At 65.3% G+C, this 17,408-nt stretch carries 11 protein-coding genes; 9 read left to right on the top strand and 2 right to left on the bottom strand.

Features of this window, described 5'->3' with window-relative positions:
* Positions 1-134: 134 nt before the first annotated feature.
* The 5 genes from ACYOEI_RS15820 to ACYOEI_RS15800 all read left to right on the top strand — a co-directional run bounded on the left by ACYOEI_RS15820 (position 135) and on the right by ACYOEI_RS15800 (position 6,464).
* Entirely contained in the window at positions 135-1,676 is a 1,542-nt protein-coding gene (locus tag ACYOEI_RS15820) for a class II fumarate hydratase (RefSeq protein ID WP_462850487.1), read from the top strand.
* A 76-nt stretch (positions 1,677-1,752) separates the two neighbouring features.
* On the top strand, positions 1,753-2,925 hold the full coding sequence (locus ACYOEI_RS15815) for a hypothetical protein (protein ID WP_462850486.1): 1,173 nt from the start codon (positions 1,753-1,755) through the stop codon (positions 2,923-2,925).
* A gap of 57 nt (positions 2,926-2,982) precedes the next feature.
* Complete coding sequence (locus ACYOEI_RS15810; RefSeq protein WP_462850485.1) at positions 2,983-4,440, top strand: hypothetical protein; 1,458 nt, start codon at positions 2,983-2,985, stop codon at positions 4,438-4,440.
* Between the two features lie 180 nt (positions 4,441-4,620).
* Complete coding sequence (locus tag ACYOEI_RS15805; protein WP_462850484.1) at positions 4,621-5,832, top strand: 2,3-bisphosphoglycerate-independent phosphoglycerate mutase; 1,212 nt, start codon at positions 4,621-4,623, stop codon at positions 5,830-5,832.
* Complete coding sequence (locus ACYOEI_RS15800) at positions 5,829-6,464, top strand: molybdopterin-dependent oxidoreductase (protein WP_462850483.1); 636 nt, start codon at positions 5,829-5,831, stop codon at positions 6,462-6,464. Before ACYOEI_RS15805 ends, ACYOEI_RS15800 begins: the two co-directional genes overlap by 4 nt.
* Before the next feature lie 62 nt (positions 6,465-6,526).
* Here the strand turns inward: ACYOEI_RS15800 and ACYOEI_RS15795 are convergent, their stop codons facing one another.
* Positions 6,527-7,441: a DUF1559 family PulG-like putative transporter gene (locus ACYOEI_RS15795; protein WP_462850482.1), complete on the bottom strand. Its 915-nt coding sequence runs from the start codon at positions 7,439-7,441 to the stop codon at positions 6,527-6,529.
* Between the two features lie 336 nt (positions 7,442-7,777).
* Between ACYOEI_RS15795 and ACYOEI_RS15790 the strand changes: the two genes are divergently transcribed.
* From ACYOEI_RS15790 to ACYOEI_RS15780, 3 genes are all read left to right on the top strand, one after another.
* A complete protein-coding gene (locus ACYOEI_RS15790) occupies positions 7,778-9,331 on the top strand; it encodes a hypothetical protein (protein ID WP_462850481.1) in 1,554 nt (517 codons plus the stop codon).
* A gap of 294 nt (positions 9,332-9,625) precedes the next feature.
* Complete coding sequence (locus tag ACYOEI_RS15785) at positions 9,626-10,318, top strand: 3-keto-disaccharide hydrolase (protein ID WP_462850480.1); 693 nt, start codon at positions 9,626-9,628, stop codon at positions 10,316-10,318.
* 245 nt (positions 10,319-10,563) lie between these two features.
* Positions 10,564-10,959 (top strand): helix-turn-helix domain-containing protein, encoded by a 396-nt coding sequence (locus ACYOEI_RS15780; protein WP_462850479.1) that lies wholly within the window; start codon positions 10,564-10,566, stop codon positions 10,957-10,959.
* Positions 10,960-11,090: 131 nt separating this feature from the next.
* Here the strand turns inward: ACYOEI_RS15780 and ACYOEI_RS15775 are convergent, their stop codons facing one another.
* Positions 11,091-16,229, bottom strand: a complete 5,139-nt coding sequence (locus ACYOEI_RS15775; protein ID WP_462850478.1) for a FlgD immunoglobulin-like domain containing protein — start codon at positions 16,227-16,229, stop codon at positions 11,091-11,093.
* Between the two features lie 546 nt (positions 16,230-16,775).
* Between ACYOEI_RS15775 and ACYOEI_RS15770 the strand changes: the two genes are divergently transcribed.
* The coding region (locus ACYOEI_RS15770; protein WP_462850477.1) for a transposase at positions 16,776-17,408 on the top strand (633 nt) is incomplete at its 3' end.

Here is a 17,408-nt window from a genome sequence, read left to right as displayed (position 1 = left end):
GTTACAGGCCGTCAACTCGCCCAGCCCGCAATGCGAGGGACGGGAAAACCTGCTATGATGCGGCCTCCCCCGAGCCACGGGACGGCCGTTGTTGACCCTTTGGGCCGAATTCACCTCACTCGGAGAGACTTGACTTGGCCAAGACTCGCGTGGAAAAGGACTCGATGGGCGAGCTGGGGGTGCCGGTCGAGGCCTACTACGGGGCTCAGACCGAGCGGGCCCGACGGAACTTCCAGATCAGTCCGCTCCGCGTCCCCCGCTCTTTCATCCGGGCCCTCGGGCTGATCAAGAAGTCGGCGGCCCAGGTGAACATGGACCTGAAGCGGCTGCCGGCCCAACTCGGCGAACAGGTCGTGCTCGCGGCCCAGTCCGTCGCCGACGGCTTGCACGACGACCAGTTCGTCGTCGACGTCTTCCAGACCGGGAGCGGCACGTCGACGAACATGAATGTGAACGAGGTGATCGCGGGGATCGCCAACGAGCATTTCAACGGTGGCGTCCGAGGGGGTCGGAGCCCGGTCCACCCCAACGACGCCGTCAACATGGGGCAGTCGTCCAACGACGTGATCCCGACCGCGATCCACGTCGCGGCCCTCGAAGGGATCTTGAAGCGTCTCATCCCGGCGCTCCAGGCGCTTCACGCAAGCCTCGCGGCGAAGGCGAGGGCCTTCGACTCGATCGTCAAGATCGGGCGTACCCACCTCCAGGACGCCGTGCCGATTCGGCTCGGGCAGGAATTCTCGGGGTATGCGTCGCAGGTCGAGCACGGCGTCAAGCGACTCAACGCCTGCGCCGACTCGCTCGCCGAGCTCTCGATCGGCGGGACGGCGGTGGGGACGGGCCTCAACACCCACGCCGAGTTTCCCCAGCGAATGGCCGCCGTCCTGGGCCGGGAGACCGGCCTCACGTTTCGCCCCGCGGCCAACCCCTTCGAGTCGTTGGCCAACCGTGACGCCGCCGTCGAGGCCTCCGGCGCGCTCAAGACGGTCGCGATCAGCCTCTCGAACATCGCCAATAACTTTCGATGGCTCGCGTCCGGCCCGAGATGTGGGATCGGCGAGATCCAGATCCCCGAGCTCCAGCCCGGCAGCTCGATCATGCCGGGGAAGGTCAACCCGGTCATCCCCGAGGCGGTGATGATGGTCGCCGCCCAGGTCGTCGGCAACGACGCCACCATCGCCTGGTCGAACGCGCTCGGGTCGAACTTCGACCTCAACGTGATGATGCCCGTCCTCGCGTATAACCTGCTCCAGTCGGTCGACCTCCTCACGAACGCGGCGGAACACCTCGCCGAGAAGTGCGTGGACGCCGAAGCATTCCTGGCCAACCAAAGCGTCGTGGGCGTCGTAAGGATCGAGGCGGACGAGGAACGCTGCCGTTCCCTGGTCGAGAGGAGCCTGGCGATGTGCACCGCGCTGGCCCCTCGGATCGGGTACGACAACGCGTCCGCGATCGCCAAGACGGCGTATGTCGAGGGGAGCAACGTCAGGGAGATGGCCCTCAGTCTGGTCGGGAAGACCCCCGAGGAAGTCGAGGCCCGCCTCGGCAAGCCCGCCTCGGCCGAGGTCCTCGCCCAGAAGGGGGGGTATCCCACCGCCGAGGAGATCGACGTCATGCTCGACCCGAAGAGCCAGACCGAGCGTAGCAGCGGTGTCGGCGGATCGTCGGGCGGATAATCCAGGGCGAGTGGGAACCCACGACGGAATGAAGGCTCCGGGTAATGACCGGGCCTCGATTCGAGGAGGCGGAACCATGCGCGATCGCCAGGATTTCGCGGTCGAACCCGCGGCCGATGCGCCCAAGGCACCTGCACCGATGGTGGTGATCGAGTATCGGAACCGCGGGTTGCCCACGACCCTGATCCCCGCGTTCCTGATGCTGTTGCTCGCCCTCGGGATCCTCTCTTATCGCCGGCAGGCCCCCATCCGCTCGCTCGGGACGATCGTCGCCCCGTCGCCGGTGTCGAAGCCGGCCGACGCGCCCGCGCCTGGGTCGAAGCCGGTCGTGGTCCTCGCCAGGACGACTCGGCCCGAAGATCCGAGCGCCAAGCCCCCCGAACCGGCGTCGCCCGAGGATACGGGAGCGGGCGAACCCTCGACGCGGATCCTGGACGCGGCCGATGGGCGGACCAGCCAGGCCCCATTGCCGGACCTGTCGGCAGCACTCCCCCCTCCCCCCCTCCGCGCGGTCCTGGACCACCCGGTGATGAAGGCCGACAACGGCCCGATTCCGGAGATCCCGGCGCCCCAGGGGAAGGCTGTCACGCCCGTTCCCGCATCGGCCCCTGCTCCAGCTCCTGCATCCGTCCAACCGTCAGCGCCGGTTGTCGCCGATGAGGAAGCACCGGCTCCCAAGATCACTAAAGAACAGGTGATGGCCGACATCCGCCTCGAGGCGGAGCAGAAGGAGGCCGAGCGGCGTCGGATCGAGGCGATGAGGCCGAGGATCCAGGCGCAGCTTGCTATGGAGGCCCTGCGGAAGATCCAGGATCAACGCGCGCCGTTCCACCAAGAACTGCGCGCGATCCTCCGATCGCCAACCGAGGAGACGGGTCCTCGGATCGAGTCTCTTTGCGACCAGTTCGGACGCACCCCCTTTCCCGAGGTCAAGGACGAGGTCAGCCGACGCCTCAAACGCTCGCACGCGGGGCTGAGCCGCCTGGCCCGGGTCGAGATGATGCGGTCCTGCGGATATCCGGAACCGTCGATCCTCGAATACCTCTCGCACGAGAGCCACCGGAACATGAAGATGCGCGGCGGGCTTCGAGACGAGGATGATGTCTGGGTCCACGCGGCGCGTCTCCTGCTCTCGATGCCCCCGAAGGCCAGCCGGAGCCAAGCCGCGAAGGCCGAGATCCAGGGCGCCTCGAAAGCTCGAGCGACTTCGGCCACCCCTGGTCCCCGATCGATCGGCCGAGCAAAATAGAAGTATCCGGCGACCGGCCGGGTTTCTCCACCGCTCGCGCCTCGAAAGGCCACGCTCATGCGCCCGCGTCTCCCGCACCTCGCAACGCTCGCCCTGGTCGTCGCCCTCGCCTCGGGCGGTCATCCCGCGTCCGCCGACCTCGAGTCCGACCCCAAGGCCGGCGTCAAACTGCTCGCCGAGGGGGATGTCCTCGCGGACAAGGGGGAAACGAACGAAGCCGTCATCCGCTACAAAGGGGCGTTCGAGCAGCTCCTCCCCGGGATGCGGCGGATCCCCTTCAAGCACACGGTGAAGCGCGACGTCACCGCTCGCGAAGATATGAAGGCGCTCCTGATCAAGGAGATCGACACGGAGATGCCCGCGGAGGAGTTCCGGGCCAACGAGCTGGGAATGAAAGTCCTGGGCCTGCTCCCGAAAGATTTCAACCTCAAGGAGTCGATGGTCAAGGTCTACTCGGAGGAGATCGCCGCCTTCTACGACACGAAGACCAAGACCATGCACCTCATCAAGGAGCCCGAGGCCGAGGCGAAGAAGCCGCCAACATTTCTCGAGCGGCTCCTTGGCAAGGCCGAGGGATTCGACAAGGATGAGAACAAGACGGTCATCGCCCACGAGCTGACCCACGCCCTGGCGGACCAGAACTACGACCTCGACTCGATGCAGAAGTCGATCAAGCACGACGACGACCGGGACCTCGCCCTCTCGTCGCTCATCGAGGGCGAAGCCACCTTGATGATGATCGGCGCCCAGATGCAGGACTGGAAGGGCACGGCCATCTGCGACGTCCCCGCCGATCGGCTCGACCGGGTCTTCAGCTTCATGATGCCGTTAATGCCGATGGCGGGAGGCGCGAGCCTCCGCGAGGCCCCCGTGATCCTCTCCGAGACGATGATCTTCCCCTACCTCCGAGGCATGGTCTTCTGCGCCCGGCTGACCAACGATGGAGGATGGACGGCGCTCGGCGACGCGTATCGGAACCCGCCCCTCTCCACCGAGCAGATCATCCATCCGGAGAAGTACCGAGCCGAGCCCGACCCGCCGACCGACTTGGACCTCGGGACGCTCGACGCGGGCCCGGGCTGGAAGGAAATCGGTCGGAACGTGGTCGGCGAGATGCAGCTCGGCGTCCTGCTCCGCCGACATGGGGGTAAGGCTGCCGCGGCGGGCTGGGACGGCGACCGGTTTGCCATCTTCGAAGGGCCCGAGGGTCGTCTCGGCCTGGTCTGGCTCTCGACCTGGGACCGAGAAGAGGACGCACGCGAGTTTACCCGAGGCTACGGCGCATTCCAGGCGACGAAGCTCAAGGGCGATGTTCCCCCCGCCGGTGAGGACTCGAGGCGGATCTCCGAAGGCCTGGCCTACGACCTCAAGCGTCGAGGCGTCGATGTGGCCATCGTCGAGGGGTTCTCTCCCGAGGTCACCGACAAGCTCGTCGAGGCGGCCTTCCTTGCCAAGAAGGTCGAGAAGGCCCAGACGCCGGCCGTCCCGAAGGACAAGCCGGCCGAGGCACGCTGACCCCCTCGTCACGTCGGGGTAGGAGATGACGTCGTCTCAGGTTCGAGGGACGACGGCAGCGATCCACGCAAGCGGCCTTGCACCGGGGCGTGCCATCGGATACCCAATGGGGGAATCCGCGAGCAGAGACGCCCCCCGGCTCGCCGCATTCGAGGTTTCCAGACCAGGAATCACGCACCTATGTCGATGCATGACTTGATCCGTCAACTCCGCGAGTCGAGCAAGACCAAGATCGTCCTCCTCGTGGCCGACGGCCTCGGCGGCCTCCCGATCACGCCGGGCGGCAAGACGGAACTCGAGACGGCCAACACCCCGAACCTCGATGCGCTCGCCGCCGAGGGGACCGTCGGGCTGAGCACCCCCGTCGCGCCCGGCATCACGCCGGGCTCGGGCCCCGGCCACCTCGGGCTCTTCGGGTACGACCCGCTCGAGAACGACATCGGCCGAGGCGTCCTCGAGGCGCTCGGAATCGGCGTCGAGGTCGGGCCGAAGGACGTCGCGATCCGGGGCAATTTCTGCACGATCGACGCCGAAGGACGTGTCACCGACCGACGCGCCGGCCGGATCCCGACCGAGGTCTGCGAGGCATTGGTCGAGAAGCTCCGCGCCGGAGTCAAGATCGACGGCGTCGAGGTCCTCGTCGAGGCCGTCCGCGAGTACCGCCTGGTCGTCCGGTTCCGGGCCGAAGGCCTCGGCGACAACGTCTGCGACACCGACCCCCTCTCGACCGGGCTCCACACCCTGGAACCCAAGGCGGGCGACCCCGCGTCCGAGAAGACCGCGAAGATCGCCGCCGAGTTCCTCCGCCAGGCGAGAGAGATCCTCAAAGGCGAGTCGCCCGCGAACTTCCTGATGCTCCGGGGGTTCGCGACGTTCCCCAAGATCGCCACGATGGAAGAGGTCTACGGACTCAAGCCGGTCGCCATCGCCGTCTACCCGATGTATCGGGGCCTCGCCCGACTCGTGGGAATGACGGTCGTCGAGCCCGGCAAGACGATCGCCGACCAGATCGAGGTTGCCAAGGCCAACTGGGATAAATACGACTTCTTCTTCATCCATTACAAGTACACGGATAGCACGGGTGAAGATGGCGCCTTCGACAAGAAGGTCTCCGTCATCGAGGCCCTCGACGCCGAGATCCCCAAGCTCCGGGCGTTGAACCCCGACGTCCTGATCGTCACGGGCGACCACTCGACCCCGAGCCGGATGAAGTCGCACAGCTTCCACCCGGTCCCGACACTCCTCTGGGCGCCCGCCACGAGCCGACCCGACCTCGTGACCACCTTCGGCGAGCGACCCTGCATCCAGGGGGGCCTCGGCCAGTTCCTGGCCAAGGACCTGCTCCCGCTCGCACTCGCCCACGCCGGCAAGCTCCAGAAGTTCGGCGCGTGACGGCCCGACTCTCCGGTCGTGCGCGGCCGGCGCTCGGCATCTCGCCGAGGCGACGAGACGCGGTGCTCCTCTTTCGACCTGTCGGCCGCCCCGCCGATCCCTTCCGGATCGGCGGGGCGTCGTCGTTCCTCACTTCCCCGACGCATTGCTTTGGAGGTACATGGACGATGCTCGCCTTGCTCCTGGCCTCGCTCGCGATCGGTCTCGAACCGGCCTCGTTCCCCGCGACGACGGAACCCCTCCCCTTCGACGTCGTCGCCTTGAAGGCGTTGCCTCAGGTTGAGCTGAAGGTGACCGAGGACGGCAAGTCGGGCGTGTATTCGGGCGTGCCGCTCGCCTCCCTGCTGACGGAGTTACTCAAGGGGGATAACGAGATGGCGTCGTTGCGGGCACTCGCCGACGCGGTCATCCTCGTCGAGGCGTCCGACGGCTACCAGGTCGCCGTCTCGGCCGCCGCCGTCGCGATGGACCCGAAGGGCGAACGCTACTTCCTGGCACTCCAGCGCGACGGCAAGCCGCTCGATGCGAAGCAAGGGCCCGCCAGGCTGGTGATCCCCGGCGACCCCAAGCATCTCCGCTGGATACGGATGATCAAGTCGTTCGAGTTGATTCGTCTCAAGACCTCGAAGTGATCCGATGGCATGATCGCGAACGGAGCGGCCTCTCCGCACCGCTCCGCTCGCATCCGCAACGCTCAACGCGAGGTACCCTTGGGGGCTTCCGGTGCGTTCGGCGTGGCCAGGTCTCGCCAGATCTTGGGGGAGACTCGAGGCGTGTAGACCTTTACGCTCCCGTCGAAGTTCAAAACGTTGACCCCGTCGGGGTGGCCGCTCGAGGCGCCGATGTAGGCCGATCGGCCGTCCTGGGCGACGCACGAGGGAGAGGCGTTGGGTGTGGACGCATGGCTGTAGAGGGTCGATCGCCAGTCGGCGGAGGTCCACGATCGGCCCGCGTCGCCCAACCAACTCGAAGACGGGATCGGCGGGCAGCCTCCAGGCCCGAGCGGCCCCGCGACTCGTCCGTAGTTCTCGAGTGCGGCGACCGCGCGATTGTTCCCGACGAGCCGTTCGGAGTAAGCGGCCGTATAGGACAGGCCGTCTCCCGCTTCGATGTCGGCGAGCCGGAGCACTTTCCCCGGAGAGAAGCCTCCGTCAGTGGCGTCCGCGGAATCGCCCGTGGTTGCTCGGTAACTGACGGGCGCGGGGAACAGGCCCGCGGTGGAATTGCGATCGCTCGGGCAGATGAATCCGGGGACGGGTTGTTCCTTGGGGATCGCGCCGGCTTTCCTCTCCCGAGGGGTCTTGAGGTCGGACAATCCCCGGAAATCCGCCAGGCCCAGCGTGTCGAGGAGCGCCGCGAGTGGACTGTCTCGAGGTGACCCGTCCGTGGTCCCGAGGCCGAGGATGGTCGGGAGATGCCCCGCCTGTTGGTCGTAGAGTGCGAGCGCCATGCCGATCTGCATCAGATTCCGCTGACACGACACCCGTCTCGACGTTTCGAAGCGTCGCGGTAGTACCATCATCAAGGTCAGGACCAGGATTCCCAGGACCGCTATGACAACGAGGACCTCGACCGCGCTGAGCCCGCGCCGTCCGAGGGGATTCGACATGATCACGACCCTTCCGTTTCCAAGTGGATCCAGGCCCTGCGCAGGGGGTCTCGGTGTCCCGTTCAGGATGGTCGAGGCCGGGCGACGACCCTCCTGCCCACTGCCCACTATCATCCCGCCCGACGTGGCTCCCGTCCATCGGGATTGCACGTGGAATGCACGCCCCGGGTTCGTTCCTACAAGCGATCTGATTTGTCCTATGATTGGGTGGCAGACTGCGTCGGACTCGCTATCAATGACCCCAGGGTCCTGATAACTTAAGAAGTTTGTGCCCGACTTGAGAATTGAGATCACGGGGCCCTGCTTCCCTTGCCGAAGCCTCCCGAGAGGGGTTGTATGGAATCTGAAAGTCGCCCGTTCCGTGGTTTGAGTGTGCTCATCCTCGTGCTGATCGCGATCGTCGCGTTGGCGACCCGCCTGCCCGCGCCCTGGCGGGTCGAGGTGATCAACGACGAGATGTACCATCTCGAGTCATGGATGCGCCACTATCGTACGGACGACATCGCCCCGCTCTTCCACCGGCAAATTGCCGCGATGAGCTCGTTCAGTCCGGAGCGGAAGGCCTGGCTCGAGCATCTCTATCAAAGCAGCCCGCTCGTCCAGCGCCTCGTCTGCGTGAAGAACGACTACGGCTCGTTCGGGTTCAGCGTCGCGGCGGAGATCATCGAATATTTCTCGCATTCGAACCTGGTCGTACTTCGACTGCCTGCGGTTGCCTTCGCCCTCGGCACGATCCTCCTGGCGTACTACCTCGGGACGTTGCTCAAGGACCGAGAGCTTGGCCTTTGGATCGCGGCCCTCGTGACCGTGGCCCCGCTGACGCAGACGTATGCCGGTTTGGGACGGCCCCACGGACTGACCCAATTCGCCCTCTTCCTGCTGATCGTCCGGTACGTCCTCGAGCGGTCGCGCGGCTATGCATCCCCCTGGCGATTCCTTCTCGCCGCCCTCTTCGCCCAGACGACGCACCTGACCTGCTGGGCGACGGTCGGCCTGTTCGTCATCAGTGAGTTGATCCGGCGTCTCCTGAACGGTACCTCGATCGTGACGCTGATCAAGCAGACCTGGTGGTATGCCGTCGTCAGCGTCGGGTTCCTGGTCGTGATCAAGCTGAACTCGATCGGGACCTCGTTCTTCAGCGCCAACACGATCCGCGCCGGGGCGTCCAAGATCTGGAGGAACTTCTGCCTTGCCTCGCCCTTCGGCCACCTCGCCGGCCTGGGCGACGAAGGGCTCTGGGCGAGCGGTATTCTCTATGCGATCCTGATCGCGTTAGGGATCATCGCCTTATTTGTTCAAGCGAAATGCTACAAGGGCCTGCGGTGGCCGCTGCTGGCGGTCTTTGTTGTGACAACATATGTGCCCTTCGTTGCGAGCAACGAGGTCCGTCACCAGATGATCTACGGGGTCGCCCCGCTCATCCTGGCGGGGATCGGTGGGCGTTGGGCTTTCCGTGGTGAGAAGCTCACCCTCGGCGCCGTTGCGGCCCTGGTCCTGGGGCTGGGCGGCCTCTCCCTCGTCTCCCCGATCGATCCTTATCAGAGCACCATCGATTCGGAGACCCGATATTCGGTCGTCTCCTCGGACCTCGGTTCGATGATGAAACCCGGGGACGTCTGGATCAGTTGGCCGTATTTCGTCGGGATCCCGCTCGCCCTGTACGGGCACCTCGACGCACCGGTGCTCCCGCTGAACGAGCCGGAGCTCGACGAGGCCGTTCGCACCCGCTCGGGGGACCACGCCTGCTACGTGTTCACCAACGAGATCTCCGCCCAGACGACGACCGCCCTGCAAGGTGCCGAGATCCTCAAGCGTTACTCCAATGGCTTGGTCCTCCTGAAGCTGCCGACGAAGCCGAGCGACCCTGCTCCGGCCCCTCCCAAATCCTGAAGTCTTGCCACGTCACGGAAGGAACGCAGGGGAGGACGGGCCGATCGTCCTTCCCTCCCCCCTTTCGAAATCCCAGAAACGCCGGGTCCGCTCGATCTCGCACATCGATGCCATCACGCTGCGAGCATGACGGCATTCGTGGTGGCCGGCCGTTCGCACTCCCGCCGCTTTTTCGTTGCATTCTCCCCGCGAGCCTGTCAGCCTGAGAATTTCCCCTTCTTGGAAGGTACTGTGCCTGCTTCGCGCCCAGCGAGGATAGGGGTGCCCGATCGTTCGTACCGAAAGGATGCGGATATGAGGATTATTGGCTGCGTCGCCGGGATGCTCTTCATGCTCGTCGGCCTCACCGCCGGAGGTGCCGAGCCCCCGGCTTACGCGAGGGTCGAGCCCGATGCCAAGGCTTCGGAGACGATTCGGCTGTTTGATGGCAAGGACCTGGAGGGGTGGGAAGGGCACAAGCAGTACTGGTCGGTCGAAGCGGGCGAGGTCGTCGGTCGGAACTTGGAAGGGGTGGGGGTGAGTACCTACCTCCTCACGAAACGGACGTTTTCGGATTTTCGCCTGATCGCCAAGGTGAAACGAGTGAAGTCAGGGATGCATTCGGGGATCGCTTTCTGGGGACGGATGGCCCCCGAGCACGGCGACCCATATACGTACGCCGGACATCTCGTGATGTTCCCGTCTCCTTGGGGGATGTTCGACCTCTACGGCCGCAAACTCCTCCCGGTCGACCCTGCCCCCGCTGTGCGCGTGGGCAAGCCTCGAGACTGGAACAGCCTGGAGATTCTCGCCCTGGGGCATCGCGTGCAAGTCGCCCTCAACGGGACGCAGGTCGTCGATTGGAGCGACCCCGAGCCGGGCCGGATCAAGGCCGGACCGATCGGGCTCCAACTCCATGCGAACAACGTTGCCCAGGAGGTCCGGTTCAAGGACCTCACCCTGATCACCAACCCCAAACTCGATCGCCTCATCACGATCGGTCGCTGAGGCTTTGCTTGAATTTAGCGATAGCTCGATTAAGCGAATGACGTTGCAAGAGGCCAAAATCGCCGGGAAATGTTCGTCTCCGATCGCTTCTCGTTGATGAAATTCAACATGAGGCGGCTTAATCATCGAAGAACGGGGGAATCACTCGCTGTCTGAGATCGAAAATGAGAGAACAGGACACCCAAAGAACCTGGACGTCCCGAAGGGGATCGCGTTTGGGTTCTCGACTCCCGAGACCTCACAATATGGCCCGTAAGAAGAACCATCCCGAGTCCGTGCGCCAAAAAAGCGAATTGGCGGAACGTCTGCGCGACATTCGAATCGAGCTTTATGGCGACCGCGGAGGCCCTGCTTTAGCTCGAAAGCTCGAGATTCCGAATCGGACTTGGTACAACTACGAGACCGGGGTCACGGTCCCCGCCGAGATCTTGCTGCGCTTCCTCGAGGTTACCGCCGCCGAGCCCCATTGGCTGGTCACCGGCCAGGGTCCGAAGTTCCGTAATGATCCCTTGCCTCATCGCCGGTCGACGGCCCTTCCCGTCGCCCTGGGCCAGGACTCGATGCTCGAAGACCTCCTGGGCCAGCTCCTCAAGCGGCTGGATCGCGGCGAATTCCACGTGACCTGGCAGGCCTCGAAGTAAGATTCCCGACGCGTCCGCGGGGGGACAAATGTGCCCCCCCTGCGAAACGTGCTCGTCCCGAGTCTTCATCCTCCCGTTCCCCAACAGACCCTCCCGGTCTTCCTTTCGAGATATGAACAAGACTCCCTGCCTCAGCCATGACCCTTCGGCCAGCCGATGGGCTTCGGGGTCGGCCGCTTCGCGGTCTGGACGCCGGTGTGACCGAGCGACTTCGCCGCGATCGCGTTTCGGTTCCCCGCCGCGTTGAGGTGGTGTCCGGTCGGCATCGCCCGGACGACGATCTTCGGGCCATACTTCCGCCCGCCCAGCGAAGCGAGCTTCGACTTCAAGTTCCGTCCCATGCCGGCCATGAACCGGAAGGCCGAGGATGGTGTTGAGCTCGCCGCGGCAGGTGTGGCATCGTTCGCAGGCGGGGCGGCAGAAGAATTCGTCGACGACGTGGGAGTCGTGGTCGTCGAAACACTCGCCGGAGCCGGAGTCGTCGCCGCGACGCTGCTCGTCGAGGGTGGCACCACCGTGACGACCGGGCTGGGGGTGCTCCGAGTCGTGACCGGGATGATGCTCACCGGAGTGACCGGTGTCGTCGAGGTCGCCACGACCGGCTCATCCGAGTTCGAGTCCGTCGGGGTCGTATCGACGAGCGAAACCGTTGGTTCCGCGGTCGACTCTTCGGTGATCGTGTTGGACGATCCGGCTGAGGTCGGAGTCGGGGTCACGACGACCAGGGTCGACGACGGTGTGGGTGTTAGTGGCGGTGTCGGGATTGCGACCGGGGCCGTCGAGCCGCTTCCACCTCCCATGGTCACGACGGGTACGGTCGTGGCGGTCGTCGACCCGGATTCGGATGAGACCTCGTCCGGGAGCCTCGTGGTTTCGACGATGGTCGTCGTCGTACCCGACTCCGTCGTCGAGGCGGAAGGATCGGTGGTGGCATCGACGGACGAGACGATCGAGACGTCGTCGAACGAGGCGGACGACTGGACCGTGCCGCCGTTGAGTCCGGGTGAGCCGGTGGTGCGGTCGCCCCAGCCGGTCTGGGTGAACATCCAGTCGGAGGGCTCGGCGGTGCCGTCGGCCCAGACCTTGCCGTAGAGGTTGTCGCCGACGCGTTCGAGCTTGAACCAGTACCAGGTCCCGACGGACCAGTCGAAGTTGTAACCGTTGCCCCAGGCGACGCCGTCGTTGAGGAAGGCGACGGTGTTCCGTCCGTAGAAGATCATGTTGTAACCGCGACCGTTCGCGTCGGTCGAGAGGCCGACACCCGCACGAGTCTGGCTGACGTCCGAGCCGGGGTTGACCATCACCTTGGCCGTGATCATCACGTCCTGCGAGGAGGTCGGGACGCTCAGCGTGGCCTTCTTGGGGTCGGCGTAGTCGAGCGAGGTCTGGCTGAGGACGCCGTTGGCGACCTGCCAGGTCCCTGCGTTGGTCGTCCAGTCGGAGCCGAGGGAACTGCCGTCGAACGTGTCGCTCGCCAGGGGCGGCACGACGGGCGTCGTCGGCGTGTCGGAGCCCGTCGAAGGCGAGGTCGGGTCGCCTCCAGGGGTGGTCGAGGTTGGAGTCGGCGTCGGCGTCGGCGTGGGAGTCGAGGTCGCCGGAGTCGAGGGCGTGGTCCCGAAGGAGCCGGTGCCGATGGAGATCACCTCGCTGTAAGGCAAGTACGTGCCCGAGGCTTCTTGCCCTCGGATTCGGTACTGGTAGGTCGTGTTGGAGTCGAGGCCCGCGTCGGCCATGCTGAGCATGGAGGGGACGCCCGCGGATGGGCTCTTGTACTGGCCGACGGGAGACCAGTTCGTGCCATCAACACTCCTCTCGACCTGATAAGAGGCCGCGCCCGCAACCGGCGCCCACGTGAGGACGACCTGGCCCGAAGAGGTCGGGGTGGCGAAGAGCTCGGTGGTGTCGCCGACCGACATGTCGATCGTGACGTCATCGAATGAGGCGGTCGACTGGACCGTGCCGCCGTTGAGTCCGGGTGAGCCGGTGGTGCGGTCGCCCCAGCCGGTCTGGGTGAACATCCAGCCGGAGGGCTCGGCGGTGCCGTCGGCCCAGACCTTGCCGTAGAGGTTGTCGCCGACGCGTTCGAGCTTGAACCAGTACCAGGTCCCGACGGACCAGTTGAAGGAGTAACCGCTGCCCCAGGCGACGCCGTCGTTGAGGAAGGCGACGGTGTTCCGTCCGTAGAAGATCATGTTGTAACCGCGACCGTTCGCGTCGGTCGAGAGGCTGACGCCGGCGCGGGTCTGGTTGGCGTCCGAGCCGGGGTTGACCATCACCTTGGCCGTGATCATCACGTCCTGCGAGGAGGTCGGGACGCTCAGCGTGGCCTTCTTGGGGTCGGCGAAGTCGACTGAGGTCTGGCTGAGGACGCCGTTGGCGACCTGCCAGGTCCCCGCGCTGGTCGTCCAGTCGGAGCCGAGGGAGTTGCCGTCGAACGAGTCGCTCGCCAGGGGCTTCGCGACCGTTGTCTCGATCGGCGTCGCCGTGACGACCGTGCTGTAAGGGGTGGTGCTCTGGTCGTGCTGGCTATCGCCAAGGGCGCCGGAGGTCGCGGGGTTGGCCGCCGGCTTGGAAGGAAGGATGCTCGAGGCGCTCCGGGCCATGATCCGGTAGCTGTAGGTGGTGCCGGTGTTCACCGACGTGTCGACGAAGGAGAGGGCCGCGGAGCCGCCGGCGGGCGGGGCGGCGACCTGACCGATGACGCTCCAGTTGGTGCCGTCGGTGCTCCGCTCGACCTCGTAGGACGTGTCACTGCCGAGGGCCGTCCAGGAGAGGACGATCTGGCCGTTCGCAGAGGCCGCCGCGGCCAGGTCCGTCGTGACCGTCGAGACGGCGGTCGGCGGGGCCACGGTGATCGCGAGCGTCGAGGTCTGGCTGTCGTCGACGCGGAACCAGCCGATGTGCAGCCCGAGGTCATCCTCGGTGAAGATGTCGAGCATCCCGTCGTTCGGGTTCCGGTTCACGGCGATCGAGGCCTGGTTGTCGAACCAGCCGCTCGTGTAGTTCAGGGCCGCGCCCGGCTTCATCACGCCGATCAGCAGGCCGTCGGCGGTGTACTGGTAGACGGTGGACGTGGTCCCACCGCCGATCATCACCCCGCCCGATCCGCCGGGGATCACGTCGATCCCGGTGCTAATCTCCGGGAGCTTGGCCATCCAGAGCAACTGGCCGTTGGAGTCGTACTTCGCCAGGGTCGTCCCGCCCATCCAGAGGGGCGAGTTGCCGAGGGGATTGTTGGTCGTGTTCCCGATCACGTAGAGCGAGCCGTCGTCCGCGCGCTGCACGGTCTGCGGGGCGAAGCCGGTGCCCGTCGTGTCCGCGGCGACGACCACTCGGGCGTCCGCCCAGTTGTAGGTGGGGTTGCCGCTGACGTCGAGCTGGCCCATCGGGACTTCCCAGATGTCCTTCGTCGACTGGTCGGCGTACCACAGGTTACCGTCGGCGTCGACGTTCATGCCGAGCGTGTTATAGGTCGACTGGCCCTGGGGCTGATACCAGTCGAGGTCGCTCGTGTCCGGCACACCGGTGCCGTTCACGTCGCTCCAGGACCATTCGCCTTGGGCTTCGACCCTCATGGTCCCGTCCGGTGCGGGGTCGCGGCCGCCGACCAGGGCCGCGAGGTGGAACGCCGAACCGTCGATCCGGTAGACCTGGAGGCCGTCGCCGGTGGGGAGGAAGTAGAAATCCTGGCCCCCGATGTTGAGGATCCGCGGGACTCCATGTAGGCCGCTATTATAGGTGCTTACGTTCGAGGGGGCGGTCACGCCATCATAGTGCCAAGACCCCGTCGAGGAATTGGTCAAGGTATACGAATGGAAGGAGGCCGAGTAGAACTGGTCCGGGTTATCCCGGCCGTAGTTTCCGAGGCCGCCGAACTCGTTGCTGAAGTGGTACCAAATCAACGTCCCGTCGGGGGCCCACTTGGCGATCTGGGCACCGCCGGCCGGCTGGGTCTGGACGGTGATGATGTTGCCGGACGAGTCGACCGTGGCCCCTCGGAGATTGAAGAAGTCGGACGGGTCCCCGTCGCCGGGCTGGGCGAGTTGGCCGAGGGTCCGGACGAGGTTGAGCTGGATCCCGTCGACCGCATAGATCTGGACCTGGCCCGCGGTCGTGTTGGCGATGTAGAGGTTCCCCGTCGGTCCGAAGGAGAGCGAGCCGACTTCGCCGAGGCCGCTCGCCGCGTCGCCGATCGGCTGGCCGTTCGAGCCGAAGACGGTGAGGGTGCCGTGCTCGTGATCGACCCAGATGTTCCCGCTCGCGTCGACCGCGATCGCCTGCGGCAAGGTGACCGCAAACTGACCGAGGGGTGCCCCGCTGTTCTTGTCGTACATCAAAACCCGGTTGCCGGCCGCGTCGGCGACGTACAGGGTGTTGCCCGAGACGGCCAACGACTGGAGCGGGTTGCCCATGATCGCCGCGTCCGCCGCCGAGGTGCCCGCGGGGACCAGGCCGGTGGTCGTGGAATAGACCTCGATATGCCCGTTGACCGCGCCGGCCCCGGTGAAGGGGGCTGCCATGCCGTCGCTGAGGCGGAAACGTTGGACTTGCACCTCTCCGTCCCAGGCGCCGACGGTGAGGTACATGTAGTTAGCGTCGGTCGTGATCTTGTACGGGACGCCGTTGGGGTTGCCGTTCCGGATCGCGTAGTTGGCGTCGTAGACCGAGTTCCCGTTGGCGTCCCACTTCTTGAAGTCCGCCCCCGCCTCGTCCCAACCGTTGGCCGTGTAGATCGCCCCCGACGAGTCGACCGCGACCGAGAGGATGTTCACCGGGGTGTGCGACGCCATGCTCGGGTTGGTCGCGTCGTCACCGATGGCCCCGACGTTTTCGTAGGTGTCTCGATTCACGACGATGTGGACCGAGTAGCTCCCGCCCGGCACCGTGTTGCCCGCGTCGTTGAGGCCGTCCCAGAGGACGCTGTGCTCGCCAGCGGAGAGGGACTCGACGCTGAAGAGGGTCCGGACCAGGTTTCCGTCCGCGTTGAAGATGCCGGCCGTCACGACCGCCGGCTCGGCCAGCGTGAAGTTGACGATCCCGGTGGCCGACTCCAAGGAAGCGAAGTCGCCGGACTGCGTCTGGGCGACGACTGCGCCAGCGGTCTCCAGCGTTGAGACCGGCCCGACGACCGGCAAGCTCGTGGCGGTCGACGTCGCCGTTGTCGCGATCGAGGGCGTGATGGCGGCGACGGTCGGGTTGGCCTGGATGGTGGCGACGGGGCCGGCGCTCGGGATCATCGAGACGCTGCTGAGGACGATCCGTGGTTCCACGACTTGGAGATCGGGGACGAGACGTGTCGCGCTCCGCGATGTCGTTCGTTGGCGAGTCTGATAAGGCGAAAGCACGGTGGAGTTCCCTACGGAGCCGTCGATCGAATCCACTTCGTTCGGGCCCACTCGTCGTCGGGGGCCAATGGAACCCTAGGCCACGTTTTTGCGGAGGCGCCGGGATTTGTCGCGTTTCGATCGCGGGTCTCAGACTCTCGCCAGGAGGTTAATTTGGGCTATTTTGCCCGGTTTCGGTGATCATATTCTTCGGGTCTAACAGCGACATTCCCGGATACCTCACCTCCTCTGCCTCGAGCCACTCCCACGCGAGACCTTAGGTCAATCCTTCGGCGTCCAAATGGTTCGTATGGACCCCGTGGATGCGGCTTACGTCCCCGCATTCACGCTGGAATTCGGGGACGACGCGAGAATCCGAAGTTTCGGAGACTATGGAAAATTAATATGTTTGCTTTTTTTAATTAGGAGTTACGCAGTTAGTGCTATTCTGATCACTTTGTTGGTTTGTTCATCGCCCCTACGATGAGAGGTATGAACACACCGCGCTGCACCGATGAGTCCTACATCGACTTCCTTATCGCCTCCCAGGGGCGTGTCTCTTGTGCCGAGGCCGGTCGCGTGCAACCTCAAGGCCCCTTCGCTCCTGCCCATGACGCCTTCACCCGGCTGCTCCACCGCCTGGAGCCCGATCCTGAGGCCCTTTGGCAAGAGGCTGAGCCGCGGGTTGATAAGGCCAAAGGCGCCTTGGTCCTCGACGACAGCACGCTCGACAAACCCTACGCCCGGAAAATCGAACTGGTCTCCAACCATTGGTCGGGCAAGCACCACAGGACTGTCCCCGGGATCAACTTGGTCACCCTGCTGTGGACCGACGGCGATCGCAAGATCCCCTGCGATTACCGCATCTACAACAAGGTCGACGGCTTGACCAAGCACAACCACTTCTGGGAGATGCTCCTGATGGCCAAAGCCCGTGGCTTCCGCCCCGAATACGTCCTGTTCGACGGCTGGTATGCCAGCCTGGAGAACCTCAAGCAGATCCGCGACTTCGGCTGGAATTGGCTGACTCGGCTCAAGGGCAACCGCTTGGTCACGCCGGGGGATCGAATCAAGCGGGCGCTGGACGACGTAGCGATCTCGGAGTCGGGCACGGCGCTTCACCTC

It is taken from the genome of Singulisphaera rosea (assembly GCF_054877945.1).
This window is presented reverse-complemented; position numbering and strand designations above follow the sequence as displayed.